This is a genomic window from Arthrobacter zhaoguopingii (assembly GCF_009828605.1).
GTDB lineage: Bacteria > Actinomycetota > Actinomycetes > Actinomycetales > Micrococcaceae > Arthrobacter_D > Arthrobacter_D zhaoguopingii.
Map to the genome: position 1 here is coordinate 99,493 of NZ_WIAE01000002.1, position 24,481 is coordinate 123,973.

The 24,481-nt window shown below is 68.9% G+C and carries 24 protein-coding genes; 12 read left to right on the forward strand and 12 right to left on the reverse strand.

Features of this window, described 5'->3' with window-relative positions; all coding sequences use genetic code 11:
• Nucleotides 1-85: 85 nt before the first annotated feature.
• The 4 genes from gap (at nt 86) to secG (ending at nt 3,538) form a co-directional block, all read left to right on the forward strand.
• Entirely contained in the window at nt 86-1,093 is a 1,008-nt protein-coding gene (gene gap, locus GVV77_RS03305; RefSeq protein WP_159616355.1) for a type I glyceraldehyde-3-phosphate dehydrogenase, read from the forward strand.
• 4 nt (nt 1,094-1,097) lie between these two features.
• The gene (locus GVV77_RS03310; protein ID WP_159616356.1) at nt 1,098-2,339 is read left to right on the forward strand and encodes a phosphoglycerate kinase; all 1,242 of its coding nucleotides are present in this window, start codon (nt 1,098-1,100) and stop codon (nt 2,337-2,339) included.
• Nucleotides 2,340-2,425: 86 nt separating this feature from the next.
• A complete protein-coding gene (gene tpiA / locus GVV77_RS03315) occupies nt 2,426-3,241 on the forward strand; it encodes a triose-phosphate isomerase (RefSeq protein ID WP_159616357.1) in 816 nt (271 codons plus the stop codon).
• Nucleotides 3,242-3,286: 45 nt separating this feature from the next.
• The gene (secG, locus tag GVV77_RS03320; RefSeq protein WP_159616358.1) at nt 3,287-3,538 is read left to right on the forward strand and encodes a preprotein translocase subunit SecG; all 252 of its coding nucleotides are present in this window, start codon (nt 3,287-3,289) and stop codon (nt 3,536-3,538) included.
• Nucleotides 3,539-3,689: 151 nt separating this feature from the next.
• Here the strand turns inward: secG and pgl are convergent, their stop codons facing one another.
• From pgl to tkt, 6 genes are read right to left on the reverse strand one after another with little or no spacing between them, the layout of a single operon-like run.
• Nucleotides 3,690-4,490, reverse strand: coding sequence for a 6-phosphogluconolactonase (gene pgl / locus GVV77_RS03325; protein WP_159616359.1), 801 nt, complete (start codon nt 4,488-4,490; stop codon nt 3,690-3,692).
• Entirely contained in the window at nt 4,480-5,421 is a 942-nt protein-coding gene (locus GVV77_RS03330; protein ID WP_159616361.1) for a glucose-6-phosphate dehydrogenase assembly protein OpcA, read from the reverse strand. The genes pgl and GVV77_RS03330 overlap by 11 nt, the downstream gene beginning before the upstream one ends.
• Nucleotides 5,418-6,962, reverse strand: coding sequence for a glucose-6-phosphate dehydrogenase (gene zwf / locus GVV77_RS03335; protein WP_159616363.1), 1,545 nt, complete (start codon nt 6,960-6,962; stop codon nt 5,418-5,420). The genes GVV77_RS03330 and zwf overlap by 4 nt, the downstream gene beginning before the upstream one ends.
• A 2-nt stretch (nt 6,963-6,964) precedes the next feature.
• Nucleotides 6,965-8,608 (reverse strand): glucose-6-phosphate isomerase, encoded by a 1,644-nt coding sequence (locus GVV77_RS03340; protein ID WP_159616365.1) that lies wholly within the window; start codon nt 8,606-8,608, stop codon nt 6,965-6,967.
• Nucleotides 8,609-8,613: 5 nt separating this feature from the next.
• Complete coding sequence (tal, locus tag GVV77_RS03345; protein ID WP_159616366.1) at nt 8,614-9,726, reverse strand: transaldolase; 1,113 nt, start codon at nt 9,724-9,726, stop codon at nt 8,614-8,616.
• A gap of 57 nt (nt 9,727-9,783) precedes the next feature.
• Entirely contained in the window at nt 9,784-11,961 is a 2,178-nt protein-coding gene (tkt, locus tag GVV77_RS03350) for a transketolase (RefSeq protein ID WP_159616967.1), read from the reverse strand.
• Between the two features lie 411 nt (nt 11,962-12,372).
• Here tkt and GVV77_RS03355 point away from each other — a divergent pair, with 411 nt between their 5' ends.
• Both GVV77_RS03355 and GVV77_RS03360 read left to right on the forward strand, forming a co-directional pair.
• Nucleotides 12,373-13,314 (forward strand): heme o synthase, encoded by a 942-nt coding sequence (locus tag GVV77_RS03355; RefSeq protein WP_159616367.1) that lies wholly within the window; start codon nt 12,373-12,375, stop codon nt 13,312-13,314.
• A gap of 31 nt (nt 13,315-13,345) precedes the next feature.
• Nucleotides 13,346-14,257, forward strand: a complete 912-nt coding sequence (locus GVV77_RS03360) for a dihydrodipicolinate synthase family protein (protein WP_159616368.1) — start codon at nt 13,346-13,348, stop codon at nt 14,255-14,257.
• On the opposite strand, the gene GVV77_RS03365 is transcribed toward GVV77_RS03360, so the two are convergent.
• Genes GVV77_RS03365 through GVV77_RS03375 form a run of 3 tightly spaced genes read right to left on the reverse strand, consistent with a single transcriptional unit; the run spans nt 14,238 to nt 16,829 of the window.
• Entirely contained in the window at nt 14,238-15,212 is a 975-nt protein-coding gene (locus tag GVV77_RS03365) for a COX15/CtaA family protein (protein WP_159616369.1), read from the reverse strand. The two genes, GVV77_RS03360 and GVV77_RS03365, sit on opposite strands and share 20 nt — an antisense overlap.
• A gap of 4 nt (nt 15,213-15,216) precedes the next feature.
• A complete protein-coding gene (locus GVV77_RS03370; protein ID WP_159616370.1) occupies nt 15,217-15,960 on the reverse strand; it encodes an ABC transporter permease in 744 nt (247 codons plus the stop codon).
• Nucleotides 15,957-16,829: an ABC transporter ATP-binding protein gene (locus GVV77_RS03375; RefSeq protein WP_159616969.1), complete on the reverse strand. Its 873-nt coding sequence runs from the start codon at nt 16,827-16,829 to the stop codon at nt 15,957-15,959. The genes GVV77_RS03370 and GVV77_RS03375 overlap by 4 nt, the downstream gene beginning before the upstream one ends.
• Nucleotides 16,830-17,044: 215 nt before the next feature.
• On the opposite strand from GVV77_RS03375, the gene GVV77_RS03380 reads away from it, so the two are divergent.
• The 6 genes from GVV77_RS03380 (at nt 17,045) to GVV77_RS03405 (ending at nt 22,244) form a co-directional block, all read left to right on the forward strand.
• Nucleotides 17,045-17,881, forward strand: a complete 837-nt coding sequence (locus GVV77_RS03380) for a helix-turn-helix transcriptional regulator (RefSeq protein WP_159616371.1) — start codon at nt 17,045-17,047, stop codon at nt 17,879-17,881.
• Nucleotides 17,881-19,356: a Fe-S cluster assembly protein SufB gene (gene sufB / locus GVV77_RS03385; protein WP_120168205.1), complete on the forward strand. Its 1,476-nt coding sequence runs from the start codon at nt 17,881-17,883 to the stop codon at nt 19,354-19,356. The genes GVV77_RS03380 and sufB overlap by 1 nt, the downstream gene beginning before the upstream one ends.
• A gap of 2 nt (nt 19,357-19,358) precedes the next feature.
• Entirely contained in the window at nt 19,359-20,684 is a 1,326-nt protein-coding gene (sufD, locus tag GVV77_RS03390; protein ID WP_425483333.1) for a Fe-S cluster assembly protein SufD, read from the forward strand.
• Nucleotides 20,681-21,046, forward strand: coding sequence for a non-heme iron oxygenase ferredoxin subunit (locus GVV77_RS03395; RefSeq protein ID WP_159616372.1), 366 nt, complete (start codon nt 20,681-20,683; stop codon nt 21,044-21,046). Before sufD ends, GVV77_RS03395 begins: the two co-directional genes overlap by 4 nt.
• Before the next feature lie 65 nt (nt 21,047-21,111).
• Nucleotides 21,112-21,882 (forward strand): Fe-S cluster assembly ATPase SufC, encoded by a 771-nt coding sequence (gene sufC / locus GVV77_RS03400; RefSeq protein WP_159616373.1) that lies wholly within the window; start codon nt 21,112-21,114, stop codon nt 21,880-21,882.
• A gap of 32 nt (nt 21,883-21,914) precedes the next feature.
• The gene (locus tag GVV77_RS03405; protein WP_120168199.1) at nt 21,915-22,244 is read left to right on the forward strand and encodes a metal-sulfur cluster assembly factor; all 330 of its coding nucleotides are present in this window, start codon (nt 21,915-21,917) and stop codon (nt 22,242-22,244) included.
• A gap of 179 nt (nt 22,245-22,423) precedes the next feature.
• Here GVV77_RS03405 and GVV77_RS03410 read toward each other — a convergent pair whose 3' ends face one another.
• From GVV77_RS03410 to GVV77_RS03420, 3 genes are read right to left on the reverse strand one after another with little or no spacing between them, the layout of a single operon-like run.
• The gene (locus GVV77_RS03410) at nt 22,424-23,065 is read right to left on the reverse strand and encodes a CbiQ family ECF transporter T component (protein WP_159616375.1); all 642 of its coding nucleotides are present in this window, start codon (nt 23,063-23,065) and stop codon (nt 22,424-22,426) included.
• Entirely contained in the window at nt 23,062-23,754 is a 693-nt protein-coding gene (locus GVV77_RS03415) for an energy-coupling factor ABC transporter ATP-binding protein (protein ID WP_159616377.1), read from the reverse strand. Before GVV77_RS03415 ends, GVV77_RS03410 begins: the two co-directional genes overlap by 4 nt.
• Nucleotides 23,751-24,425 (reverse strand): biotin transporter BioY, encoded by a 675-nt coding sequence (locus GVV77_RS03420; RefSeq protein WP_159616379.1) that lies wholly within the window; start codon nt 24,423-24,425, stop codon nt 23,751-23,753. Before GVV77_RS03420 ends, GVV77_RS03415 begins: the two co-directional genes overlap by 4 nt.
• Nucleotides 24,426-24,481: the final 56 nt, after the last annotated feature.

Here is a 24,481-nt window from a genome sequence, read left to right on the forward strand (position 1 = left end):
CAACGGCGTGCAGCGCAAGCAGCTGCCGGACCGGCCGGACAGGCCGGAGGCCCGGCAGCCTCACTTAATAAGGAGATGGAAACCAGTGACTACCCGTATTGGAATCAATGGCTTTGGCCGGATCGGCCGTAACTACTTCAGGGCGGTGCTCGATCAGGGCGCGGACCTGGAAATCGTGGCGGTCAATGACCTCACCAGCCCCGAGACCCTGGCCCACCTGCTCAAGTACGACTCCGTTGCAGGGCGCCTGGGCGTGAGCGTTGAGGCCGACGGCGGGGACCTCGTGGTCGACGGCAAGCGGATCAAGGTCCTTGCCGAGCGCGACCCCGCAAGCCTGCCCTGGGCCGACCTGGGCGTTGACATCGTGATCGAATCCACGGGGTTCTTCACCAAGGCCTCCGATGCGCAGAAGCACATCGACGCGGGGGCGAAGAAGGTCCTGATCTCGGCTCCGGCCTCCGACGAGGACTTCACCGTGGTCCTGGGCGTCAATGACGGGGACTACGACCCGGCGAACCACCACATCATCTCCAATGCCTCCTGCACCACCAACTGCCTGGGCCCGCTGGCGAAGGTCCTCCAGGACTCATTCGGCATCGAACGCGGTCTGATGACCACCGTCCACGCCTACACGGCTGACCAGAACCTCCAGGACGGGCCGCACAAGGACCTGCGCCGCGCCCGCGCGGCCGGCATCAACATGGTGCCGACCTCCACCGGAGCCGCCAAGGCCATCGGCCTGGTCCTGCCCGAGCTCAAGGGCAAGCTCGACGGGTATGCCATCCGCGTCCCCGTACCCACCGGCTCGGCCACCGACCTGACCGTCACGGTCGGCCGGGAGGTCACCGTCGACGAGGTCAACGCCGCCTACAAGGCCGCCGCCGAAGGCCCCCTGAAGGGCTACCTGACCTACACCGAGGACCCGATCGTGTCCTCGGACATCGTCGGAGACCCGGCGTCCTCGATCTTCGACTCCGGGCTGACCAAGGTCATCGGCAACCAGGTCAAGGTTGTGTCCTGGTACGACAACGAGTGGGGCTACTCGAACCGCCTCGTTGACCTCACCGGAATCGTCGCTTCCAAGCTCTCCTGACCCGGTGGGCTACGCATCGATTGACGACCTCCTGGCGGAAGGGGTCCGCGGCCGGCGGATCCTGGTCCGCTCGGACCTCAACGTTCCCCTTGACGGCTCCCAGCGGGTCACCGACGACGGGCGCCTCCGGGCGTCGCTTCCCGTGCTGCGCAAGCTCAGCGAGGCAGGCGCCGCCGTCATCGTGATGGCTCACCTCGGGCGTCCCAAGGGTGCGCCCGAGGCGAAGTATTCGCTCCGCCCCGCCGTCGACCGCCTGGCCGAGCTTGCGGACTTCCCCGTGACGCTCGCGGGGGATACCGCCGGCGAGCAGGCACGGGCAGCAGCCCAGGCCCTCTCCGACGGTGAGGTCCTGGTGCTCGAGAACGTGCGGTTCGACCCGCGCGAGACCAGCAAGGACGAGGGCGAACGCGCAGCACTCGCACACGAGCTCGCGGGGCTCGCCGGCAGCTCGGGGGCGTACGTCAACGACGCTTTCGGTGCCGTGCACCGCAAGCATGCAAGCGTGTACGACCTCGCCGCGATCCTTCCCTCCTACCAGGGCGACCTGGTAAAGGCGGAGGTCGAGGTGCTCCAGCGGCTGACCACGGACCCCGAGCGGCCTTTCGTGGTCGTCCTGGGCGGATCGAAGGTCTCCGACAAGCTGGCGGTCATCGAGAACCTGCTGGGCAAGGCCGACCGGCTCCTGATCGGCGGAGGAATGGTCTTCACATTCCTGGCCGCCCAGGGGCACAAGGTGGGTGGCTGCCTGCTTGAGGCCGACCAGCTGGATACGGTGCGCGGCTACCTCGACCGGGCGGCCGAGGCGGGCACCGAGTTCGTCTTCCCGACGGATATCGTGGTCGCCGAGAAGTTCGCGGCCGACGCCGGCTCCAGTGTGCTGGCGGCGGATGCGATCGAGTCCGGCCCCTACGGCGCCGGCGGGATCGGCCTCGACATCGGACCGGCCAGCGGCTCCGATTTCGCGGCGCACATCGCGCAGGCGAAGACCGTGTTCTGGAACGGGCCCATGGGCGTGTTCGAGTTCGAGGCGTTCGCCGAGGGGACCCGCGTGGTTGCGCAGGCCCTCGTCGAGGCGCAGCACAACGGCGCCCTGACGGTGGTGGGTGGGGGAGACTCCGCCGCCGCGGTCCGGGGCCTCGGGTTCGAGGACTCCCAGTTCGGCCACATCTCCACCGGAGGTGGGGCAAGCCTCGAATACCTCGAAGGCAAGGAGCTTCCCGGCCTGACGGCGCTCGAGCGCGCCTGAGGCCACCGGCACGGGAACATTTCCGCCGCAGGACCCGCCCGCACGGGTGGGTCCTGCGGCTCCTGACGACTGAAAGAGAGTTCGCTATGACCACCTCGACGAACGGCGTATTCGACCGGCGCCCCCTGATCGCCGGTAACTGGAAGATGAACCTTGACCATGTCCAGGCCATCACGTTCCTGCAGAAGCTCGCGTGGACCCTCGACGACGCCAACCACGACTTCGGCAGGGTTGAGGTGTCGGTGTTCCCTCCGTTCACCGACCTGCGCGGTGTGCAGACCCTCGTGAAGGGCGACGACCTGCCCGTGGTGTACGGCGGGCAGGACCTCTCCCCGCACGACTCCGGCGCCTACACCGGGGACATCTCCGGGCAGTTCCTGAAGCGCCTCGGCTGCACGTACGTGCTGGTGGGCCATTCCGAGCGCCGCACTGTCCACGCCGAATCCGACGAGCTGCTCAACACCAAGGTGCACGCCGCGTACCGGCACGACCTCGTGCCCGTGCTCTGCGTCGGGGAGGGCCTTGAGATCCGCCAGGCCGGCACCCACGTGGAGCACACCCTCGAACAGCTCCGCCGGGGCGTGGCCGGCCTCGACGCCGGTCAGGCCGCCGGGCTTGTCGTGGCCTACGAGCCCGTCTGGGCGATCGGCACCGGCGAGGTGGCCGGACCGCAGGACGCCCAGGAGATGTGCGCGGCGATCCGCGCCGAACTGGGCGAACTCTTCGACGGCGACACGGCCGCGAAGGTCCGCCTGCTCTATGGCGGATCGGTCAAGGCCGCCAACGCCGGAGCGATCCTCAAGGAACGCGACGTCGACGGCGTGCTCGTCGGCGGTGCGAGCCTCGACGTGTCCGAGTTTGCTAGTATTGTCAGGTTCGAACAGCACCTGGTCACAGGCTAGTCGCGCCTCCCCGCCACCGGCGGGTCTCAGCCTTGAAAGGGCCCCGTGGAAATTCTCCGAATCATCCTGCTCGTACTGCTGGGCGTCACCAGCCTGCTCCTGACGCTGCTGATCCTGCTGCACAAGGGCCGCGGCGGCGGCATGTCCGACATGTTCGGCGGCGGCATGACCTCAAGCATGGGCTCCTCAGGAGTTGCCGAGCGCAACCTGAACCGTTTCACCGTGGCGCTGGGCCTGGCCTGGGGCACCGTGATCATCGCTCTTGGACTGATCCAGCGGTTCCTCGGCGACTCCTGACCCTCAGGACCGCCCCGACCCCGCAGCGTGCGGAATGAACCGCACGTCACCGGAACGAACAGTCAAGCCCTAACGAGAAAGCCCCGCCGCTTCCGGATGGAAGCGGCGGGGCTTTGTCGTCAGCGGGCGAGCGTGTCCGCCCGAGGGCCTGCTACTGCTCGGCGTCCTCGCGGTTGATCAGGCGGCCCGGGAGCTGCACGGCAGCCTCCTGGTCGATCAGCCACAGGGTCTTGTTCCGGCCGCGGGCACCGGCGGCGGGAACCTGGACAGAACCGGCACCGGCAAGGGCCAGGCCCACCGCTCCGGCCTTGTCCTCACCGGCCACCGCCAGCCAGACCTCCTCCGCCGAGCGAATGCTCTCCAGCGTGAGGGAGATCCTCTCCGGCGGCGGCTTGGGTGCGTCGGCGACGCCCACGACGGTCGAGCCCTTCGTCCGGATCCCCGCCAGCTCCGGGAAGAGCGAGGCGATGTGGGCGTCCGGGCCGACGCCGAGCATCAGCACGTCGAACCGCGGGAGCCGCGGATCGGCGGCGTCGTCCAACGCTTCCGCGTCGGCCGCTTCCTGCAGCCGTGCCGCGTAATCGGCGGCGGCGGCGTCCTGGTCGGGGAACTGGTCGCTGGAGCCGAACTCGTGGACCTTCGCCGGATCCACGGCAAGGTGGTTCAGCAGTGCCTCACGGGCCTGCACCGCATTGCGGTCGGGATGACCGGCCGGCAGGAACCGCTCGTCGCCCCACCAGAAGTGCACCTGCGACCAGTCCACCGTCCGGCAGGTGGGGGAGTCCCACACGGCCTTCAGGGCAGCCGTGCCGATGGAGCCTCCGGTCAGCACCACCGTGGCCGTCCCGCGCTCGTTCTGCACATCGACGAGTCGGGTGATCAGGCGAGACGCCACTGAGGCGGCAAGCAGGGTCGGGCCGGGGTGGATACTGATCTTTGGCTCAGCGTTCACTGGTCTGTACGCTCCTTAGGTTCGTTTTCGCAAGGCCTTCGGTGATAACTTCCCCGAATACGTCGTCCGGGTCAAGTCGACGAAGCTCCTCGGCGAGGCACTCCTCAAGGCTGCGGCGCGGCAGCGAAATCCGCTGGACCGGCTGGCCGGGCTGGTGCAGCTCGGCCACATCCCGGCCCGGACGGTGAAGCTCGATGTCCCCGTTGTCCCGGGCGAGCCGAACCCGGTGCAGCCCGGTACCGGCGGGACCGGCGGCAATCGTCACCGGCGCATCCAGTGCCTGGGTCAGCCACGCGGCCAGGAGGACCGTGCTGGGGGAATCCTCGGCGCCTTCGACCGTCACCTCGGTGATCGTCGACGGTTCGGCCTGGTCGAGGACGGCCGCGAGCTGAATGCGCCAGTTCGTCAGGCGCGTCCAGGCCAGGTCCGTGTCGCCTGCTGAATAGGTCTTCTGCAGGGTGAACAGCGCCGCGGCCGGGTCCGCCTCGTTGGAGGAATCGGTGATCCGGCGGTGGGCGATGGCCCCGATGGAGGTCTGGGCCGCCGCCGCCGGCATGTGGTGCGGCCACCAGGCCACGATTGGGGCGTCCGGCAGCAGCAGGGCCGACACGAGGGACTCATTCTCGTTTGCCAGGTCCCCGGAGCCGCGGAGCACGATCACCTCGGAGGCGCCGGCGTCACCGCCCACCCGGATCTGGCCGTCGAGGCGCGTGGGGTCATCGGGCGATCCCTGGGCCAGCACGATGATGCGGCAGGGGTGCTCCCGGCTCGCTTCGTTCGCTGCCCGGATCGCCTCCTCCTCGGCCCCGGCGCGGGTGATCACCACGAGGGTGAGCACCCGGCCGAGGGCGACGACGCCGCCCCGGTCGCGCAGGCTCGTGATCTCCTTGGAGACCTTCGAGGTGGTGGTATTCGGAAGATCTACGATCATGGCCTTCTCCAGCTTCTGCCATCGGCGGCCAGCAGCTCATCGGCGGAGGATGGACCCCAACTGCCCGGCCTGTACTTTTCGGGCTGCTCGTCCAGCGACGCCCAGAACTTCTCGAAGGGATCCAGGATCTGCCAGGACAGTTCGACCTCCTGCTGGCGCGGGAACAGCGGCGGTTCGCCCAGCAGCACATCGAGGATCAGCCGCTCGTAGGCCTCGGGGCTGGACTCCGTGAAGGAGTGGCCGTACCCGAAGTCCATGGTGACGTCGCGGACCTCCATTTGCGTGCCCGGAACCTTCGAACCGAACCGGATCGTCGCCCCCTCGTCGGGCTGGACGCGGATGACGACGGCGTTCTGGCCGAAGTCGTCCTCGTTGTGGTCGAGGAAAAGCAGGTTCGGGGCGCGCTTGAACACGACCGCGATTTCCGTGACGCGGCGGCCAAGGCGCTTGCCGGCGCGCAGGTAGAACGGCACACCGCTCCACCGGCGGGTGTTGATGTCCAGGCGGATCGCGGCGAAGCTCTCCGTCGTGGAATCGGCCGGGATGCCGTCCTCGTCGAGGAAGCCCTTGACCTCCTCGCCGCCCTGCCAGCCGCTGTCGTACTGGCCGCGGGCGGAGTAGCAGGTCAGGTCCTCGGGGAGCCGCACGGCGGCGAGGACCTTCTCCTTCTCCGCGCGCAGGTCCTCGGCGTTGAAGGAGATGGGCTCCTCCATGGCCGTGAGGGCGAGCAGCTGCAGCAGGTGGTTCTGAATGACGTCCCGAGCGGCGCCGACGCCGTCGTAGTACCCGGCGCGTCCGCCGATGCCGATGTCCTCGGCCATGGTGATCTGCACGTGGTCGACATAGTTGGCGTTCCACAGCGGCTCGAACAGCTGGTTGGCGAAGCGCAGGGCCAGGATGTTCTGGACCGTCTCCTTGCCAAGGTAGTGGTCGATGCGGAACACCGCGTCCGGCGGGAAGACCTGCTCGACGATGTTGTTCAGTTCCCGGGCCGACTCGAGGTTGTGTCCGAACGGCTTTTCGATGACAACGCGCCGCCACTGGCCGTCTCGGGGCTCGGCGAGCCCGTGCTCGGACAGCTTCTGGCACACAATCTCGAAGGCCTTCGGCGGGATCGAGAGGTAGAACGCGTGGTTTCCGCGCGTTCCCCGGGTCTCGTCAAGCTCGCTCAGCGACTCCTGGAGGCGGACGTACGCGTCGTCGTCGTCGAAGTTGCCTTGGACGAAACGGATTCCGGCCTCGAGCTGCTCCCACACCGTGTCGTTAAACGGGGTGCGCGCATACTGCTTGACGGAGTTTCGGACCTCCTCGGCGAACTGCTCGTGCGTCCAGTCGCGCCGGCCGAACCCGATGAGGGCGAAGCTGGGCGGGAGCAGGCCGCGGTTGGCGAGGTCGTACACGGCGGGCATGAGCTTCTTGCGGGCGAGGTCACCGGTGACTCCGAAGAGCACCAGCGACGACGGCCCCGCGATCCGGCTCAGGCGCCGGTCGCGGGGATCCCGCAGGGGGTTTGCCTGTTTGGGGGGAAGGGTCTCGTGCATGGCTAGCCGTTCTGCTGGGATTCCCGGCCGGCTCCGGCCAGGAAGTCAATGACGCCGCTGAGCTGGCTCAGCCCCGCCGCGCGGTCTGTCAGGTGCAGGCGGACCACGGGCCGGCCGTGGGTCTCGAGCACCTGGGCGTCCCCGGCGGCCTGGGCCGAGATCAGTTCCCCGAAGGTGAAGGGCAGTCCCGGGATCTCCAGGTCGGAGCCGGCGGCGCCGGTGATCTGGAGGTACACCCCGGAGGCCGGGCCACCCTTGTGGAACTGGCCGGTCGAGTGGAGGAACCGCGGGCCCCAGCCGAAGGTGACGGGCCGGCCGGTCAGGGCGGCCAGCGGGCTGCGCAGTTCCTCGAGCGGTGCCTGGGCGTGCCGGTCCAGGTAGGCCTGAACCGACAGGTAGCCGGTGGGTTCGAGGGTGCCCAGGAGAGCCTGGAGGGCGTCCCCGACGGTGGTGGCGTCACCGAGCAGTTCCGCGTCGCCGCGGATCTCGATGGCGCCGTCGACGAAGTTCGCCGGAGCCGGAGCGGGCTGGGAGTCAAGTAGGCCGCGGGCGGCCTTCTTCGCCGCCTCCACGTCGGGCTGGTCGAAGGGGTTGATTCCCAGCAGCCGGCCCGCGACCGCGGTGGCGAACTCCCAGACGAACATCTGGCTTCCCAGCGATCCACTCACCACCGCGCGGGTCTGTCCGTCGGCGGACACCTCGGCGTCGGAACCGGCCAGGACGACCGGGACGACGTCGTCGGCCACCGTGGCGACCTCGGGGGAGTCCAGGGAGGCCACGACGGGCAGCAGGCCCGTGCCGAGCTTCCCGGTTGACTCCGCGATGAGCTGCTCGGCCCAGTCGGCGAAGCCCGGCAGGCCGGAGCCGCCGTCGGCGAAGACGATCTTGTCGCGCAGCGGCTTGGTGCCGCCGAGCACGGCGCCCAGCCGCAGGCCGGCGTTGTCGGGGCCGTCCTCACTGAGGAACTCGGAGATCTCCTCGGCATCGGCCATGAGGGCTTCGATGTCGGCGCCGGCAAGGCCCGAGGGGACCAGTCCGAACGCGGTCAGGGCCGAGTAGCGTCCGCCGACGTGCGGGTTGGCGTTGAAGACCTGGCGGTAGCCGGCCTCCCTCGCTGAACCGTCGAGCGGCGAACCGGGATCGGTGACGATGATGATGCGGGACTTCGCATCGATGCCGGCGTCGGTGAACGCCTTCTCGAAGGCCCGGCGCTGCGAGTCGGTTTCAACGGTGGAGCCCGACTTCGAGGACACCACGATCGCCGTCTCGGCGAGGCGCTCCGCGAGGGCGGCGCTGACCTGGTCGGGGTCGGTCGAGTCGAGGACCACGAGGTCGACCCCCGCGGTCCGGGTGATGACCTCGGGGGCCAGGGAGGACCCGCCCATGCCGCACAGCACGAACCGGGAGACGCCCTCGGCCGCGAGCTCCCCGCGGAGCTGTGCGATCTGCGGGATCAGCGCGCGTGACTCGTCAAACAGGTCGATCCAGCCGAGGCGGATGGAGGCCTCAGGCTCGGCGTCGGGGCCCCAGAGGGTGGCGTCCTTGGCCATGAGCCGGGAGGCGACCTTGTCCTCGACCAGGGTGGAAAGTGATGCGTCGATCGCGTCCGCGGCCGCGCCGGAGGCGGCGAGCTCGAATGAACCCATCGCTATCAGCGTCCTTCGGTGTCGAGTGCGGTCTGGACGGTCTCGAGGAGTTCGGACCAGCTGGTCACGAACTTGTCGAGGCCTTCGGTCTCGAGCTGCTCGACGACCTCCTTGTAGGAGATCCCCAGGCCATCGAGGTCGTTGAGGATGGTGTTGGACTCCTCGTAGGTGCCGGTGACCGTGTCGCCTTCGATGACGCCGTGGTCGGCAGTCGCCTCCAGGGTCTTCTCCGGCATCGTGTTGACGACGCCCTGCGCGACAAGGCCGGTCACGTACAGGGTGTCGGGCAGTGACGGGTCCTTGACCCCGGTGGAGGCCCACAGCGGACGCTGGGGGTTCGCGCCGGCACCGGCGAGGACCTGCCAGCGCTCGGTGGCGAACTGCTCCTCGTACACCTGGTAGGCCAGACGGGCGTTGGCGAGCCCGGCCTTGCCCTTGAGGGCCTTGGCTTCGGGGGTGCCCAGGGCGTCGAGGCGTCCGTCGATCTCGGCGTCGACGCGGGAGACAAAGAAGGAGGCGACGGAGTGGATCTTGCTCAGGTCGTGCCCGTTCTCCTTCGCCTTCTCAAGGCCGACCAGGTAAGCGTTGATGACCTCGCGGTAGCGCTCGAGCGAGAAGATCAGGGTGACGTTGACGCTGATTCCCGCCGCGATGGTCTCCGAGATCGCCTCAAGGCCTTCGACGGTGGCAGGGATCTTGATCAGGACGTTGGTGCGCTGGACCTTGGCGTGGAGTCGCTTGGCCTCCTCGATGGTTCCCTTGGTATCGCGGGCCAGGCGGGGGTCGACCTCGATCGAGACGCGGCCGTCGAAGCCGCCGGTGCGCTTCGCAGCTTCGGCGAAAATGTCGCAGGCCTGGGCGACGTCGTGGGTGGTGATGTCGAAGACCGCCTGGTCGAGCGTGGCGCCGGCCTGGGCCAGGGCGCCGACCTGGGAGGCGTAGGACTCGCCCTGCTTCAGTGCGGCGGCGAAGATGCTGGGGTTGGTGGTGACACCGACGACGTTGAGCTCTTCGATGAGCCGCTTGAAGGCACCGGAGTTGATGCGTTCGCGGGACAGGTCATCGAGCCAGATCGAGACGCCGGCCGAGGAAAGGTCGGCCGTTGGGTTGGAAGTCATTTGATTCTCCTTTGAGTCCGCGTTCACGGACACTTGTGTCGGACGGAAGCGGACGGGCTACTGGTGGTCGCCGGTCTCGGTGGCGCGGGCGCCCGACGGCATCGCCGGGGTGCCGTTGGCTGCCAGCGGGGTGCCGGCGGCGGCGCTGATTGAGTCGCGGGCGGCGGCCACGACGGCCTCCGCGGTGATGCCGAACTCGCGGTAGAGGGTCTTGTAGTCGGCCGAGGCACCGTAGTGCTCGAGGGACACGGCACGGCCGGCGTCCCCGAGCAGGCCCTGCCAGCTCTGGGCCACGCCCGCTTCGACGGACACCCTGGCGCGGAGGCTGCGCGGCAGCACCGACTCGCGGTACGCCTCGTCCTGGCTGTTGAACCACTCGAGCGAGGGCACCGAGACGACGCGGGTGGCGATGCCTTCGGCTTCGAGGGTTTCGCGGGCCGAGACGGCCAGCTGCACCTCGGAACCCGTGGCCATCAGGATGACCTCGGGGGCGCCGTTGCGTGCCTCGGCGAGGATGTACGCGCCCTTGGCCACGCCTTCGGCCGAACCGAAGGTGTCACCGGTGGCTGCGCCGTCGCCGCGCTCGTACGTGGGGATGTTCTGCCGGGTCAGCACGATGCCAGCGGGGTTCTGGGTGTTCTCCAGGATGGTCCGCCAGGCCACGGCGACCTCGTTGGCGTCACCGGGGCGCACGACGTCGAGGCCGGGGATGGCGCGCAGCGAGGAGAGCTGCTCAACGGGCTGGTGGGTCGGTCCGTCTTCGCCGAGGCCGATGGAGTCGTGCGTCCAGACGTAGATCGCCGGCACGCCCATCAGGGCGCCGAGGCGCACTGCCGGCCGCTGGTAGTCGCTGAAGATCAGGAAGGTGCCGGAGAACGCGCGGGTGCTGCTGTGCATGACGATGCCGTTGACGATGGCTGCGGCGGCGTGCTCGCGGATGCCGAAGTGCAGCACCCGTCCGTACGGGTTGCCCGACCATGCCTCGGTCTGCCGGCTCGTCGGCACGAATGACGGGGAGCCTTCAATGGTGGTGTTGTTCGACTCGGCGAGGTCGGCGGAGCCGCCCCACAGTTCCGGAAGGACCGGGCCGATGGCGGTGAGGACCTTGCCGGAGGCGGCGCGGGTGGACATGTCCTTGCCGGCGGGGAACTCGGGCAGTGCCTCCTCCCAACCTTCGGGGAGGGTGCGGGAGGCGATGCGCTCGAGCATCTTCGCCTCGTCCGGGTGGGCTCCACGCCAGGCGTCGAACGTGGTGTCCCAGTCGGCGTGGGCGCTGGTGCCGCGTTCAACGACCTTCCGGGCGTGCGCCAGGACCTCGGGGTCGACGTCGAAGTGCTTCTCCGGGTCGAAGCCCAGGGCCTGCTTCAGCGCGGCCACCTCATCCTTGCCGAGGGCCGAGCCGTGGATCTTGCCGGTGTTCTGCTTGTTGGGGGCAGGCCAGCCGATGATCGTCCGGAGGGACACGATCGAGGGCTTCGAGGTTTCATTCTTCGCCGCGACCAGGGCGGCATACAGCTCGGCGACGTCCTCGACGTACTCCCCGGTCTTCGTCCAGTCGACCCGCTGGACGTGCCAACCGTACGCCTCATAGCGCTTCAGCACGTCCTCGGTGAAGGCGATGTCGGTGTCATCCTCGATGGAGATGTGGTTCTCGTCATAGATCACCACGAGGTTGCCGAGCTCCTGGTGGCCGGCCAGCGAGGAGGCCTCGGAGGTGACGCCCTCCTGGAGGTCGCCGTCGGAGGCGATGACCCAGATGGTGTGGTCGAAGGGGCTCTCACCCTGGGGGGCTTCGGGGTCGAACATGCCGCGCTGGCGGCGCTGGCCGAAGGCGAAACCGACGGAGGTTGCCAGGCCCTGGCCCAGCGGGCCGGTCGTGATCTCCACGCCCTTGGTGTGGCGGTATTCGGGGTGCCCCGGGGTCTGCGATCCCCAGGTGCGCAGCGCCTTGAGGTCATCGAGTTCCAGGCCGTAACCGGCCAGGTACAACTGGATGTAGAGAGTCAGCGACGTGTGGCCGGGGGAGAGGACGAACCTGTCGCGGCCGGTCCATTCCGGGTCGGACGGATCATGGCGCATCAGTTTCTGGAAGAGCAGGTAGGCGGCGGGAGCAAGGCTCATCGCGGTACCCGGGTGGCCGTTGCCCACCTTTTCCACTGCGTCCGCGGCGAGGACGCGGATGGTGTCCACCGCCTTATCGTCCAGTTCGCTCCAGTTAAGTTCCTGCTCTTGCATCTGTGCCACGTTGACCGGGCCTTTCTCTGTCCAGGTCGGCCAGCGCCACGGCGCCGTGGGGAGCTGGGGGCAGGGGTACGCGGAGGCACCCGCAGCCTGCTGGCCGTTCACCGTTGAATCCTGCATTTATCCGTATATTCCCAGTGATGCAGGCACCCCCGCAGGAGGGCCCCTTGGGCTTCAAAACCAACCATATCCCTTCCTCGCATCAAAGGAAGTTCACTGGGTAACAAGTCAGAGATGTTGCCGTCCATTCCCCAAAAAGTCACGAAACGTTGGTGAGCAATATCACGGGTGGTTGCTTCCGGCATCCACCCCGCGCGGCGGGGTAGATAGGGCCCGATTTCTACGCGGCGTAAAAGGGTATGATGATTCTGTCTTTTGCCCCAAAAGAAATGAAAGTGTTGCCTTGTGAAGACCCAGCAGGTTTCTGCGCCGGCACGGCCGCCCCGGGCCCGACGGGGCGTCGGGCGCAAAGCCAGGGCCTATCTCGCCCTGACCAAGCCGCGGGTGATCGAGCTCCTGCTGGTGACGACCCTTCCCACGATGATCTTCGCCCACGGCGGGTTCCCGCACCCGGGGCTGATCCTCGCCACCATGGTGGGTGGGGCGTTCGCAGCCGGCAGCGCCGGCGCCTTCAACTGCTACATCGACCGCGACATGGACAAGGTGATGCACCGGACGGCGAACCGCCCACTGGTGACGGGGGAGGTCACCCCCCGGGAGGCGCTGGTCTTCGCCTGGGCGCTCGGCGCCGCGGCCATCGGCATCCTGTGGTGGGGCGCGAACCCGCTGGCGGCCTGGCTGGGCGTCGCCGCGATCTTCCTCTACGTCGTTGTCTACACCCTCATCCTCAAGCGCCGGACCGCGCAGAACATCATCTGGGGCGGTGCCGCCGGCTGCATGCCGGTGCTGATCGCATGGGCTGCGGTGACGAACTCGGTTGAGTGGCCCGCCGTCGTGCTGTTCCTCATCATCTTCCTCTGGACGCCCCCGCACTACTGGCCGCTGTCGATGAAGTACAGCGACGACTACAACGCCGCGAACGTCCCGATGCTCGGGGCAATTGCCGGGGCGCGCGTCGTGTCCGTCCAGGTCGTCCTGTATGCGTGGGCGACCGTCGCGTGCTCGCTGCTGCTGGTGCCGGCCGGAGCCGGCTGGGTCTACACGGTGGCCGCCGCGGCTGCCGGCGCCTGGTTCATCCGGGAGACCCACCGCCTTCACGCCAAGGCCCGCCGGGGAACCCTTGAGAACCGGGCGGCCATGAAGGTCTTCCATGGGTCGATCAGCTACCTCACGGTGCTCTTCCTCGCCCTGGCGATCGACCCGTTCGTCGGCGGCCCCGTCTTCTAGCGCGGGAGACCTGCGCCGTTAGCATGGGGGCATGACTTTCACCGGGCTCGTCGCCTACCCCATCACGCCCTTCACCGCCGACGGCGGGGTGAACACCCCCGAACTCGCGGCCCTGGTCTCCTCCCTGGCGGTCTCGGGAGCCGACACCATCGCCGTCCTCGGTTCCTCCGGGAGCTTCGCCTTCCTCAGTTCGGCCGAACGCGACGCGGTGGCCCGCACCGCCGTCGAAGCGGCCGCAGGTACAGTGCCGGTGGTGGTCGGCATCAGTTCCGTGGGAACCCGCGAGGTGCTGGCGGCCGCCCGCTCCGCCGAACGTGCCGGAGCGTCGGGTCTGGTCCTTTCGCCGGTCTCCTATGTGCCGCTGACCGAGGATGAGGTGTCCTTCCAGGTACGCTCCGTCGCGGAGTCGACCGACCTGCCGATCTGCCTCTACAACAACCCCAGCACCACCCAGTTCAGCTACGGGCTAGAACTGGTGGCGGAACTCCTTGCGCTTCCCTCGGTGGTGGCGTTCAAGGACACCGCCGCGGACGTTAACTCCTTCCAGAAGCGGTATGACCGCCTCCGCTCGCTGACGGACGCCAGCTTCAGCCACGGCCTGAGCGGCGACCTGCTGATCGCCTCGGGGGAGCTGGCGGCGGACGCCTGGCACACGGGTCCGGCCGCGCTGCTTCCGGCCTATTACGCCCGGTTCCGCGCTGCGGTCACCGCGGGGGACGCTGCCGGTGTGGCGGAGTGCCGCAGGGTGCTCCTACCGGTGGTGCAGCACGTGGTGAACCTGCGCAAAATCAGCGGGCTGCACCTGCTCGCGCGCGTCTGCGGCATCGACGCGGGGGATCCCCGCCTGCCGCTGCTCCCGGTCCCGGGCAGCGAACAGCGCGAACTGGCTCGGCTCGTTGACGTGGTTGAGGAAGCGCTGGCCCTCAGCGGACCGGTGTCCTGACCTGCCCTGGAGTCCCGGCAGCGGCGCCGGCCGGCTGCCGGGTATACCCCGTGTAGACGGCGTGGACCGCCGCTGCGGTCAGCAGGGAGGCACCGAGCAGGTGCAGGGCCACCAGCCCCACCGGCAGGTGAAGGAAATGCTGGGCGTACCCCACGGCGCCCTGGGCCAGGACCACGACGGCAAAGAGCACCAGCGACCGGCGAAGGGCCGGCGCCACCCGGTACCGGAAGGCCAGCGCCACGGCCAGCGCCACGGTCATCACCAGGAGGTAGACCGGTGCGGCGTGGATGCGGGTCATCAGCTCCGGGTCGAGGTTGTTCCGGGCGGCTCCGTGATCTCCGGCGTGGGGGCCCGAACCGGTCACGATTACCCCGAGCACGACGACGAGCCCGGTCAGTACGGCAATCACCGCCAGGAGCTGGCGCAGGATCCGCGGGGCCGCCTGCGGCAGGCGCTCCCGGCTCTGGGCGGTGGTCAGCCGGGTCCGGTTCACCAGCACCGTCGCGACGGTCACCAGGGCCATGGAGACCAGGAAGTGCCAGCCGACCACCCACGGGTTCAGGTCGGTCCACACGGTGACGCCGCCGATCACGGCCTGCGCGGGGATGCCCGCCAGGAGCGCCACCGAGAGGCGGAAGAGATCCCGGCGCTGACGGCGCAGGTTGAGCACGGACACCAGCATGGCGACCGCGATCACCACCAGCACAAAGGTGAGCAGGCGGTTGCCGAACTCGATGACCCCGTGCAGGCCGAGCTCCGGGGTGCTCACGATCGAGTCGGCGGTGCACCGCGGCCACTCGGGGCAGCCAAGGCCCGACGCGGTGAGCCGCACCGCTCCGCCGGTGACGACGATGACGATCTGGGACACCAGGGATGCGATGGCCAACCGCCGGACGAGGGGGGTCTCGGTGGCGGGGAGCCGGGAGCGCAGGCGGGTCAGGGCAGAAGACGGCATGTTCTCAACTCCATCGGAACCAGCGGACGGCGGCGGCACTGGCCACCGCGGCCCAGCCCAGCAGAATCAGGCAGGACAGGGGATGAAAGGATCCCTCGAGGAAGGCGGCGCGCAGCCCGTCGCCCAGCGCGGAAGACGGCAGGATCCGCACGAACGGCTCGACGGCGGCCGGAAGTCCGGCGGCGGGAAGGATGATCCCTCCGGCGGCGGCCAGCAGGATCCACAGCAGGTTCGTCACCGCGAGCGTCGCCTCCGGCCGCAGCGTCCCGGCCACGAGGAGGCCGAGTGCGGTGAAGGCGGCCGCGCCGAGGGCGAAGGTCAGGACCGCCCAGGGCATCCCCGCCAGCTCCGGGCGCCAGCCCATCAGAACCGCGGCGCCGCCGATGAGCACCACCTGCAGTGCCAGCACCACGGCCACGGCCGCGGCCTTGCCGAAGACCAGGCCGGAGCGGCCCAGCGGGGTGGTCGAGAGGAACCGGAGCACCCCGTACCTGCGGTCGAAGCCGGTCGCAATCCCCTGGCCGGTGAACGCCGTCGACATGACGCACAGAGCGAGCACCCCCGGGGCCGCGGTGTCGATCCTGCTGGGACCGTAGCCGTCGAGGAGGGGCGTGGCCACGAGGCCGGCGAGGGCCAGCAGGGGCAGGGCGACGGCGAGCACGAGCTGTTCGCCGTTGCGGAGCATCGCGGCGGCCTCGTAGCCGCCGTGGCGCAGCACCCTCCGGGCGAGGGGGGCGGCAGAGGTCATCGGATGCTCCGTCCGGCGATGTCGAGGAAAACGTCTTCGAGGGATCGAGGGGCCATGGTCACGGATACCGGCAGGATCCCCTCGGAGTCCCACCACTGGGCCAGGGCCGCGAAGTCGGCCGCGGTGAGGGCGCCGCTGACCAGGTAGTGCCCCGGCTCCGGTTCCGCGCGGTGAAGGTGCGGCAGAATTCCGGGCGGAATCTGAAGGCCGGGCACGGTCTGGAATCGCAGTTCCCTGAAGTTCTCCGGAGCTGCTCCGGCCGTCAGGTCGGCCACGGTGCCCTGGGCGACGGTGCGCCCGCCCTCCATGATGTAGACGTAGTCGGCAAGCTTCTGGGCGTCGTCGAGCAGGTGGGTGGTGAGGATGATCGCGAGTCCCGCCGCGCGCAGTTCCTGAATCAGTTCGAACACGATGGTGCGTGACTGGGGGTCGAGCCCGGCGCTGGGCTCATCCAGGAAGAGCACCTCGGGCCGCCCGATCAGGGCGCACGCGAGGGCGAGCCGCTGCTTCTGGCCGCCGGAGAGGCGGCGGATGGCCGTGCCGCCGAAGTCGTCGATCCCCAGCCGTTCGGCGAGCTCATCGATCGGCCGCGGATCAGCGTACATGGAGGCGACATGGCGCAGCAGGGCCATCGGCTTCACCGAAGGAGGCAGCCCGCCGTCCTGCAGCATGACTCCGACACGGGCGCGCAGCCGGGGACTCGCGCGGTGCGGGTTCTCGCCGAGGAGCAGGACCGTGCCGGCGGTGGGGCGCTGGAGGCCCTGCGCGCATTCGAGCGTCGTGGTCTTGCCGGCCCCGTTGGCGCCAAGGATCGCGGTGACGCTGCCCATCGCCGCCTCGAGGTGGACCCCGTCGAGCACCCGGACCATCCGGCCGTCGAGCGAGGGGACCGGCCCGAAATCCTTGGTGAGGCCCTCGATCACCAGGGCGGCGGCTGTATGGTGCACCCGGCTATTCTACGGTACGTAGTAACCGCCCTTGTAGAGGTCGACTGCGGGGGAAGCCTGCCCTTACTGGCACCGGAAGGCACATTACGTCATGATTGTGTTGTGTATTTTTTGACGCGGGCGGGAGGGATGACGACATGAGTGTGGTTGACCATACCGCCGGGCGGGCGGGGCTTTCCCCCGCTGCGGGCGACACCGACGAGCGCACCCGCGACCGGGTCCTTTCGGCCGTGCTCGAGCGCGGGCCGGTCAGCGCCGCGGAACTGGGCAGCGGGCTCGGCTTCACCCCGGCCGCCGTCCGGCGCCACCTCGACGCCCTGTCCCGTGACGGGCTCATCGAAGTCAAGCGCGGCGGAAGCACCGCGACGGGCGCCGGACGGCCCGCGCGGCGCTACGTGCTCAGCCAGCGCGGGCAGAGCCGGCTCGGCAACGACTACCTCGACATCGCCCGTGCCGCCCTTCAGCAGCTGGGGGCGGCCGCCGGCCCCGACGCGGTGGCGGAGTTCGCCCGGTCCCGCTTCGCCGGCATGGAGGAGCGCTACCGCCCGCTGATCGAGGCCGCCGGGCCCAACCTCGAGGCCCGCGCCCGCGCACTCGCCGAGGCACTGAGCACCGACGGATTTGTCGGCTCGGCCCGGGTCGTTGGCTCGGCCGGCGCCGCTCGGCCGGCCGCCGGGGGAGCCGCCCCGCGCGGCACCCTGCTCAGTGTCCAACTCTGCCAGGGCCACTGCCCCGTGCAGCAGCTCGCCGCTGATTTTCCCGCGTTCTGCGACCAGGAGACGGCGGCGTTCTCCCGGCTGCTCGGCGTCGACGTGCGCAGGCTCTCCACCCTGGCCAGCGGCGGCCATGTCTGCACCACCCACATTCCCCTCGGGCGCACATCAGCCGCGCCCCCGGCGGGTGCCTCCCGCGCCGAGCCCGGCGCCGCACCCCGCTCCTCGAATTTGCCAAACCATCAGCAAGGAAGGCCGTGATGACGGATCAAGTAGACCAGAAGCCACTGACCCCGACCCCCGTCCCGGAGTCGGTCATCAGCGACATCCTGGAAAAGAACCCGGAACTCGAGGGCATCGGCACCTACCAGTACGGCTGGGCCGACAAGAACGAGGCGAGCGCCAACGCCCGCCGCGGCCTGAGCGAAGAGGTCGTCCGCGACATCTCGGCGAAGAAGAACGAGCCCGAGTGGATGCTCGACCTGCGCCTGAAGGGCCTGAAGTACTTCGACCGGAAGCCCATGCCCTCCTGGGGCGCGGACCTTTCCGGGATCGACTTCGACAACATCAAGTACTTCGTGCGCTCCACCGAGAAGCAGGCCAACACGTGGGAGGACCTCCCCGAGGACATCCGCAACACGTACGAGAAGCTCGGCATCCCCGAGGCCGAGCGTGCCCGCCTGGTCTCCGGCGTCGCGGCCCAGTACGAGTCCGAGGTGGTGTACCACCAGCTCCGTGAAGACCTCGAGCGCCAGGGCGTGATCTTCCTCGACACCGACACCGCGCTGCGCGAGCACCCGGAGATCTTCAAGGAGTACTTCGGCTCGATCATCCCGGTGGGCGACAACAAGTTCGCCTCGCTGAACACGGCGGTCTGGTCGGGCGGTTCCTTCGTGTACGTGCCCAAGGGCGTCCACGTCGAGATCCCGCTGCAGGCCTACTTCCGGATCAACACCGAGAACATGGGCCAGTTCGAGCGGACCCTGATCATCGCCGACGAGGGCTCCTACGTCCACTACATCGAGGGCTGCACCGCCCCGATCTACACCTCCGACTCGCTTCACTCGGCCGTCGTCGAGATCGTCGTGAAGAAGAACGCCCGCGTCCGGTACACGACCATCCAGAACTGGTCGAACAACGTGTACAACCTCGTCACCAAGCGGGCCGTGGCCCACGAGGGCGCCACCATGGAGTGGATCGACGGCAACATCGGCTCCAAGGTCACCATGAAGTACCCGGCGGTCTACCTCGTCGGCGAGCACGCCAAGGGCGAAACCCTGTCCATCGCGTTCGCCGGTGAGGGTCAGCACCAGGACACCGGGTCGAAGATGGTCCACATCGCACCCAACACCAAGTCCTCGATCATCTCGAAGTCGGTGGCCCGCGGCGGCGGCCGCGCCGCGTACCGGGGGCTGGTCCAAGTGCGTGAGGGCGCGAAGAACTCCGCCAACACGGTCCGCTGCGACGCGCTGCTGGTCGACACCATCTCCCGGTCGGACACCTACCCGTACGTCGATATCCGCGAGGACGACGTGACGATGGGCCACGAGGCCACGGTGTCCAAGGTCAGCGAGGAGCAGCTGTTCTACCTGATGTCGCGGGGCATGCCCGAGGACGAGGCCATGGCCATGATCGTGCGCGGGTTTATCGAGCCGATCGCCCGCGAGCTCCCCATGGAGTACGCGCTCGAACTGAACCGCCTGATCGAACTCCAGATGGAAGGGGCCGTAGGCTAGCAATGGCTGAAGCGACCAAGATGAACAACGAAGCGCCCCAGACCGGACCGGCCGGCGCCGCAGTGCCCGCCGAGAAGGCACGGATCGGTGCGCCGTCCTCGGCGCCCGCAGCGATCGCGGGCTTCAGCGAGGAGGGCGAGAGCCTCTCGGAGCTGAACACCGGCTCCATTCAGCACGGCTTGAAGAGGCACAGCCACGGCAACGCCCCAGTGGTCCCTGAGGCCTCCCGCGGGGAGCGGCTGAAGTCCTATCGGCTTGAGGACTTCGCCCCGCTCACCGGCCGCGAGGAGGACTGGCGGTTCACCCCGCTGAACCGCCTGCGCGGGCTCCATGCCGACCCCCTCACCGGGACCGGTCCCTCAGTGCGGGTCTCCGGCGCCTCCAATATCGAGGTGGAGACTGTCGGGAGGTCCGACTCCCGGATCGGCTCCGCCGCCACCCCCGAGGACCGCATCTCGGCGGCGGCCTGGGCCGCGGCCGAGGGCGCCACCGTCGTCACCATCCCCGCCAACACCGTGGCCGACGCCGAGGTGACCGTCACGGTCCTGGGCGCCGACAAGGCACCGGCGGCCCAGCACCTGATTCTCGAGGCCGGGGCGTTCTCCACCGCAGTGGTGGTCCTTGACCACTCCGGCTCGGCGACGCTCGCGCAGAACGTCGAGATCGTCGTCGGCGACGGCGCCCAGCTCACCGTTGTCAGCGTGCAGGAGTGGGACGACGACGCCGTCCACGTCTCCTCGCAGCAGGCGAAGATCGGACGCGACGCCCGCTTCAAGCACGTCGTCGTCAGCCTCGGCGGCGACCTTGTCCGCCTCACCCCGTCCTCGGTGTTCACCGCGCCGGGCGCCGAGGTCGAGATGTACGGGCTGTACTTCGCCGACGCCGGCCAGCACCTTGAGCAGCGCCTCCTGGTGGACCATGCGGTGCCCAACTGCAAGTCCCGCGTGACCTACAAGGGCGCGCTCCAGGGACAGGGCGCCCACACCGTCTGGGTCGGCGACGTGCTGATCCGCAAGGAAGCCGAAGGGACCGACACCTACGAGGTGAACCGGAACCTGCTGCTGACCGACGGGACGCGTTCGGACTCGGTGCCCAACCTCGAGATTGAGACCGGCCTGATCGAGGGTGCCGGCCACGCCAGCGCCACCGGCCGCTTCGACGACGAGCACCTGTTCTACCTGATGGCCCGCGGCATCCCCGAGCAGGATGCCCGCCGCCTCGTGGTGCGCGGCTTCCTCACCGAGGTCATCCAGCAGATTCGGGTCCCTGCCCTCGAGGAGCGCCTCGCGCTGGCCCTCGAGAACGAGCTCGCGGCAGGCAACCTGTGAGCGCGGAGGCCACCCCGAGGGGTGAACTGATCTGCAGCGTCGACGACATCGAGATCAAGCAGGCCCTGCGCGTGCTCATCGATGACTACCCAGTCGCGATCGTGCGGGACTCCCAGGGTGACATCCACGCTCTGGGGGACACCTGCTCCCACGCCGACATCTCCCTTGCTGAGGGCGACGTCGAGGGCTGCGCCATCGAATGCTGGGGCCACGGGTCCCAGTTCGACCTGCGCAGCGGCGCTCCCCTCCAGCTGCCGGCCTATGAGCCGGTTCCGGTGTTCGCCCTGGAGATCCGCGACAACAATGTGTACGTGGACATCACCACGGTCACCAACGGAGCACCCACCCCCCAGCTCGGCTGACCGGCCCGGCACCAGCACACTTAGACGACGCCCTGGCCGCCAGGGCAAAGGAGAACGGAAAACAGATGTCCACCCTTGAAATCAAGGACCTCTACGTCAGCATCGTGACGGAGCAGGGCTCCAAGCAGATCCTCAAAGGCGTCAGCCTCACCATCAACACGGGTGAGACCCACGCGATCATGGGCCCCAACGGCTCGGGCAAGTCCACCCTGGCCTCGACCATCGCCGGCCATCCCCGGTACACCGTCGACAGCGGCTCCATCACCCTCGACGGCGAAGACGTCCTGGCCATGAGCGTCGACGAGCGCGCCCGCGCCGGGCTCTTCCTGGCCATGCAGTACCCGGTCGAGGTGCCCGGAGTGACCATGACCAACTTCCTGCGCACCGCCAAGACGGCCCTCGATGGAAAGGCACCGAGCCTGCGCCACTGGACCAAGGACGTCAAGCAGGCGATGTCCCAGCTGCGCATCGACGCCGACTTCGCCCAGCGCAACGTCAACGAGGGCTTCTCCGGCGGCGAGAAGAAGCGCGTGGAGATCCTCCAGCTCGAGCTGTTCCGCCCCCGCTTCGCCATCCTCGACGAGACCGACTCCGGCCTCGACGTCGACGCACTCAAGGTCGTCTCCGAGGGCGTGAACCGCGAGCACGAAAAGGGGGAGATGGGCACGCTCCTGATCACCCATTACACGCGCATCCTCCGCTACATCAAGCCCGACTTCGTGCACGTGTTCGTTGACGGACGCATCGCCGAAGAGGGCGGCCCCGAGCTCGCCGACCGGCTCGAAGAAGAGGGCTACGACCGCTTCGCAGCAACCACCCCCGCCGTCGAGGCGTAGGCCCGACGTCCCCGTCCGGGAAAGGAAAAACGATGAGTGAAGTAGAAGCAGCGCAGACAGCGCTCGAAGACGTCGAAGAGGCGCTGAAGGATGTCATCGATCCCGAGCTCGGGGTGAACGTCGTTGACCTGGGCCTGCTGTACGGGCTGAAGTACGCCGAGGACGGCGCCCTCCTGATCGACCTGACGCTCACCACCGCCGCGTGCCCCCTGACCGATGTGCTCGAAGAGCAGGTCGGCCAGGCGCTCGACGGCGTGGTCGACGACTGGCGGCTGAACTGGGTGTGGATGCCGCCGTGGGGCCCGGAGAAGATCACCGAGGACGGCCGCGACCAGATGCGCGCCCTCGGGTTCAACATCTAGGACGACCGCAGGTCCGCGCTCCGGCGCGCATGTAAGCGAGAAGGGGCGGCTCCCATGGAGCCGCCCCTTTGCCGTCCTCGGAACCTGAGGGACAGCCGCCACGCAAGAGGTCCTCGCGGCAGACAAGCCCTCCACCACCTCGGTGAATTCTCCAAAAGTTCCCTCCGAGGTGCGGCGCCCTAGGGCTCGTCATCACTATCCGTGTGCTCGCCGAGGCCCCGGGCGGCCAGGGCCTGGCCGGTGGCCTGGGCATAGGCGACGGCGTTGACCACCACCGGGACCACGACGGCCCGCGGGCTGCGCTGCAGGCCGCGGGCCTTCGCCGCGTCCCGCAGGTCCGACAGCGAACCCACCAGGTACGGGATGCTGCGCACCATGATGGACAGGGCGAGGGCAAAGCGTTCGGGGTCGGCTCCCAGCCGCCGCAGCGGACGCACGAGGCGCACCAGCCCGTCGAGCAGTTCCTGCCCTGGGGTGGTGACGGTCAGCAGACGGGCCGCCAGGATGCACACGGCGATGCCTCCGGGCACCACGAAGGCGGCCTCCGGGCCGCGGGTGAACCCGGAATAGAGAGCGAGCAGGGCCAGCACGGGCAGCGCAGGCACCAGGGCGCCGAGCACCTTCCGCAGCGGCAGTCGGGCACCAAGGGTCATCAGGAGAAGGAACAGAACGAGCCCGGCGGCGGTGGTGAGCGGCTGGCGGATCAGCACCACCGGGGTGCTGGCCCCCACGCAGAGAAGGGCCTTGAGCGCCAGCGGAGCGCGGTGCAGCAGCGACTGCCCGGGAACGTAGAGGCCGAGGAGCTGGCCATGGCCCCTCACCGGAGGCACAGCTCCTGGTAGAAGGCAACGGCGTCGACCGGGTCGCCGTCGAACACCACGCGGCCGTCGTCGAGCACGAGGGTGCGGTCGCTGTCCTGGGCGAAGGAGAGGTTGTGGGTGGTGAAGAGCACCTGCTGGGGGAGTCCGCGGAGCACGGTGCGGATGGTCTGCTCGTTGCGGAGGTCGAGCAGGGTGGTTGGCTCGTCGGCGACGAGGACTTCGGGATCGACTGCCGCCACCACCGCGATCGCCAGGAGCTGGCGCTCACCGCCGGAAAGGTCGTAGATCGAGCGGTCCGCAAGGTGGCCGATGCCGTAGGACTCAAGCACTTCCATGCCGGCCGCCCGGCGCTCATCCGCGCGCCGGATCCGGCCGCGCAGGGACAGCTCGACGTCCTCGCGGCCCGTGGGCATGACCAGCTGGGACAGGGGATCGGTGAATACGAAGCCGACTTTGCGGCGGACCTCCCTGCCGCGCCGGGCAGTGTCGAGGCCGTCGACGCTGACGCTGCCCGAGGTGGGCAGCGTCAGCCCGTTGATCAGTTTGAGCAGCGTCGATTTCCCCGAGCCGTTGGCGCCGACCACCGAGATGCGGTGCTCGCCCAGCTCGAGGGTGACCGGGTGCAGGATGGTGCGGCTGCCGCCGTCCTCTCCGGGGGCAGTGACTGACGCATCGGTGAAACGGATCATGCCGTGCGTGCGGCTCCTTCGGCGCCATCATGGCCCGACGCAGCGGCGCCTGCGCGCGGCAGCAGCCGGGGGAACGCCCGGTGCACCGCAGCCGCGATGCCGGCCGCGAGCAGGTTTTTTAGAACGTCTCCGGGCAGGAAGACGGCGTCCGCGGCGATCGCATCTCCTACGCTCAGCCCGCCGTTGACCACCAGCCCGGTGATTCCGAGCGGGTGGATGAGCAGGAGGCTCGCCGTGAAGCAGGCAATGAACAGCACGCCCACGCGGAACCTGCGGGTCCGGCGCAGGAGCACGGTGGCGAGGAAGCCGGCGAGCATCGCGGCCAGCGGGAAGGCGATCAGGTAGCCGGCGGACGGTCCCGCGAGGACGGCAAGGCCGCCGCGGAAGCCGCTGAAGATCGGAAGGCCGGCCAGTCCCGCCAGGACATACAGCCCGACGGCGGCCCCACCCCGGCCGGGACCGAGGACCACCCCGGCGAGCATCACCCCGAGCGTCTGCAGCGTGATCGGCACCCCGAGCGCGCCGACCGGGATACCGGGTACGATTGCGAGGGCGGCAATAAGCGCGGCGAACACTGCGATCAATGACAGATCGGTGGAACTCCACCGCTTCCGGGCGCGCCGACGGGATACGACAGCTGCCCCGGAGGAACTCGGGTGGGCCTGGCTCATGGTTTCTTCCTCGCGGTATTGGATCGAGGCAGCATCCAGAGTGGATGCGGCATTGT

What these genes read in the sequence shown, in the direction of transcription:
- tpiA (WP_159616357.1), top strand. Translation starts at nt 2,426, where the DNA reads ATGACCACCTCGACGAACGGCGTATTCGACCGGCGCCCCCTGATCGCC.
- GVV77_RS03330 (WP_159616361.1), bottom strand. Translation starts at nt 5,421, where the DNA reads ATGATCGTAGATCTTCCGAATACCACCACCTCGAAGGTCTCCAAGGAG.
- zwf (WP_159616363.1), bottom strand. Translation starts at nt 6,962, where the DNA reads ATGCACGAGACCCTTCCCCCCAAACAGGCAAACCCCCTGCGGGATCCC.
- GVV77_RS03340 (WP_159616365.1), bottom strand. Translation starts at nt 8,608, where the DNA reads ATGGGTTCATTCGAGCTCGCCGCCTCCGGCGCGGCCGCGGACGCGATC.
- tal (WP_159616366.1), bottom strand. Translation starts at nt 9,726, where the DNA reads ATGACTTCCAACCCAACGGCCGACCTTTCCTCGGCCGGCGTCTCGATC.
- tkt (WP_159616967.1), bottom strand. Translation starts at nt 11,961, where the DNA reads ATGCAAGAGCAGGAACTTAACTGGAGCGAACTGGACGATAAGGCGGTG.
- GVV77_RS03360 (WP_159616368.1), top strand. Translation starts at nt 13,346, where the DNA reads ATGACTTTCACCGGGCTCGTCGCCTACCCCATCACGCCCTTCACCGCC.
- GVV77_RS03365 (WP_159616369.1), bottom strand. Translation starts at nt 15,212, where the DNA reads ATGCCGTCTTCTGCCCTGACCCGCCTGCGCTCCCGGCTCCCCGCCACC.
- GVV77_RS03370 (WP_159616370.1), bottom strand. Translation starts at nt 15,960, where the DNA reads ATGACCTCTGCCGCCCCCCTCGCCCGGAGGGTGCTGCGCCACGGCGGC.
- GVV77_RS03375 (WP_159616969.1), bottom strand. Translation starts at nt 16,829, where the DNA reads ATGGTCCGGGTGCTCGACGGGGTCCACCTCGAGGCGGCGATGGGCAGC.
- GVV77_RS03380 (WP_159616371.1), top strand. Translation starts at nt 17,045, where the DNA reads ATGAGTGTGGTTGACCATACCGCCGGGCGGGCGGGGCTTTCCCCCGCT.
- sufB (WP_120168205.1), top strand. Translation starts at nt 17,881, where the DNA reads ATGACGGATCAAGTAGACCAGAAGCCACTGACCCCGACCCCCGTCCCG.
- sufD (WP_425483333.1), top strand. Translation starts at nt 19,359, where the DNA reads ATGGCTGAAGCGACCAAGATGAACAACGAAGCGCCCCAGACCGGACCG.
- sufC (WP_159616373.1), top strand. Translation starts at nt 21,112, where the DNA reads ATGTCCACCCTTGAAATCAAGGACCTCTACGTCAGCATCGTGACGGAG.
- GVV77_RS03405 (WP_120168199.1), top strand. Translation starts at nt 21,915, where the DNA reads ATGAGTGAAGTAGAAGCAGCGCAGACAGCGCTCGAAGACGTCGAAGAG.
- GVV77_RS03415 (WP_159616377.1), bottom strand. Translation starts at nt 23,754, where the DNA reads ATGATCCGTTTCACCGATGCGTCAGTCACTGCCCCCGGAGAGGACGGC.
- GVV77_RS03420 (WP_159616379.1), bottom strand. Translation starts at nt 24,425, where the DNA reads ATGAGCCAGGCCCACCCGAGTTCCTCCGGGGCAGCTGTCGTATCCCGT.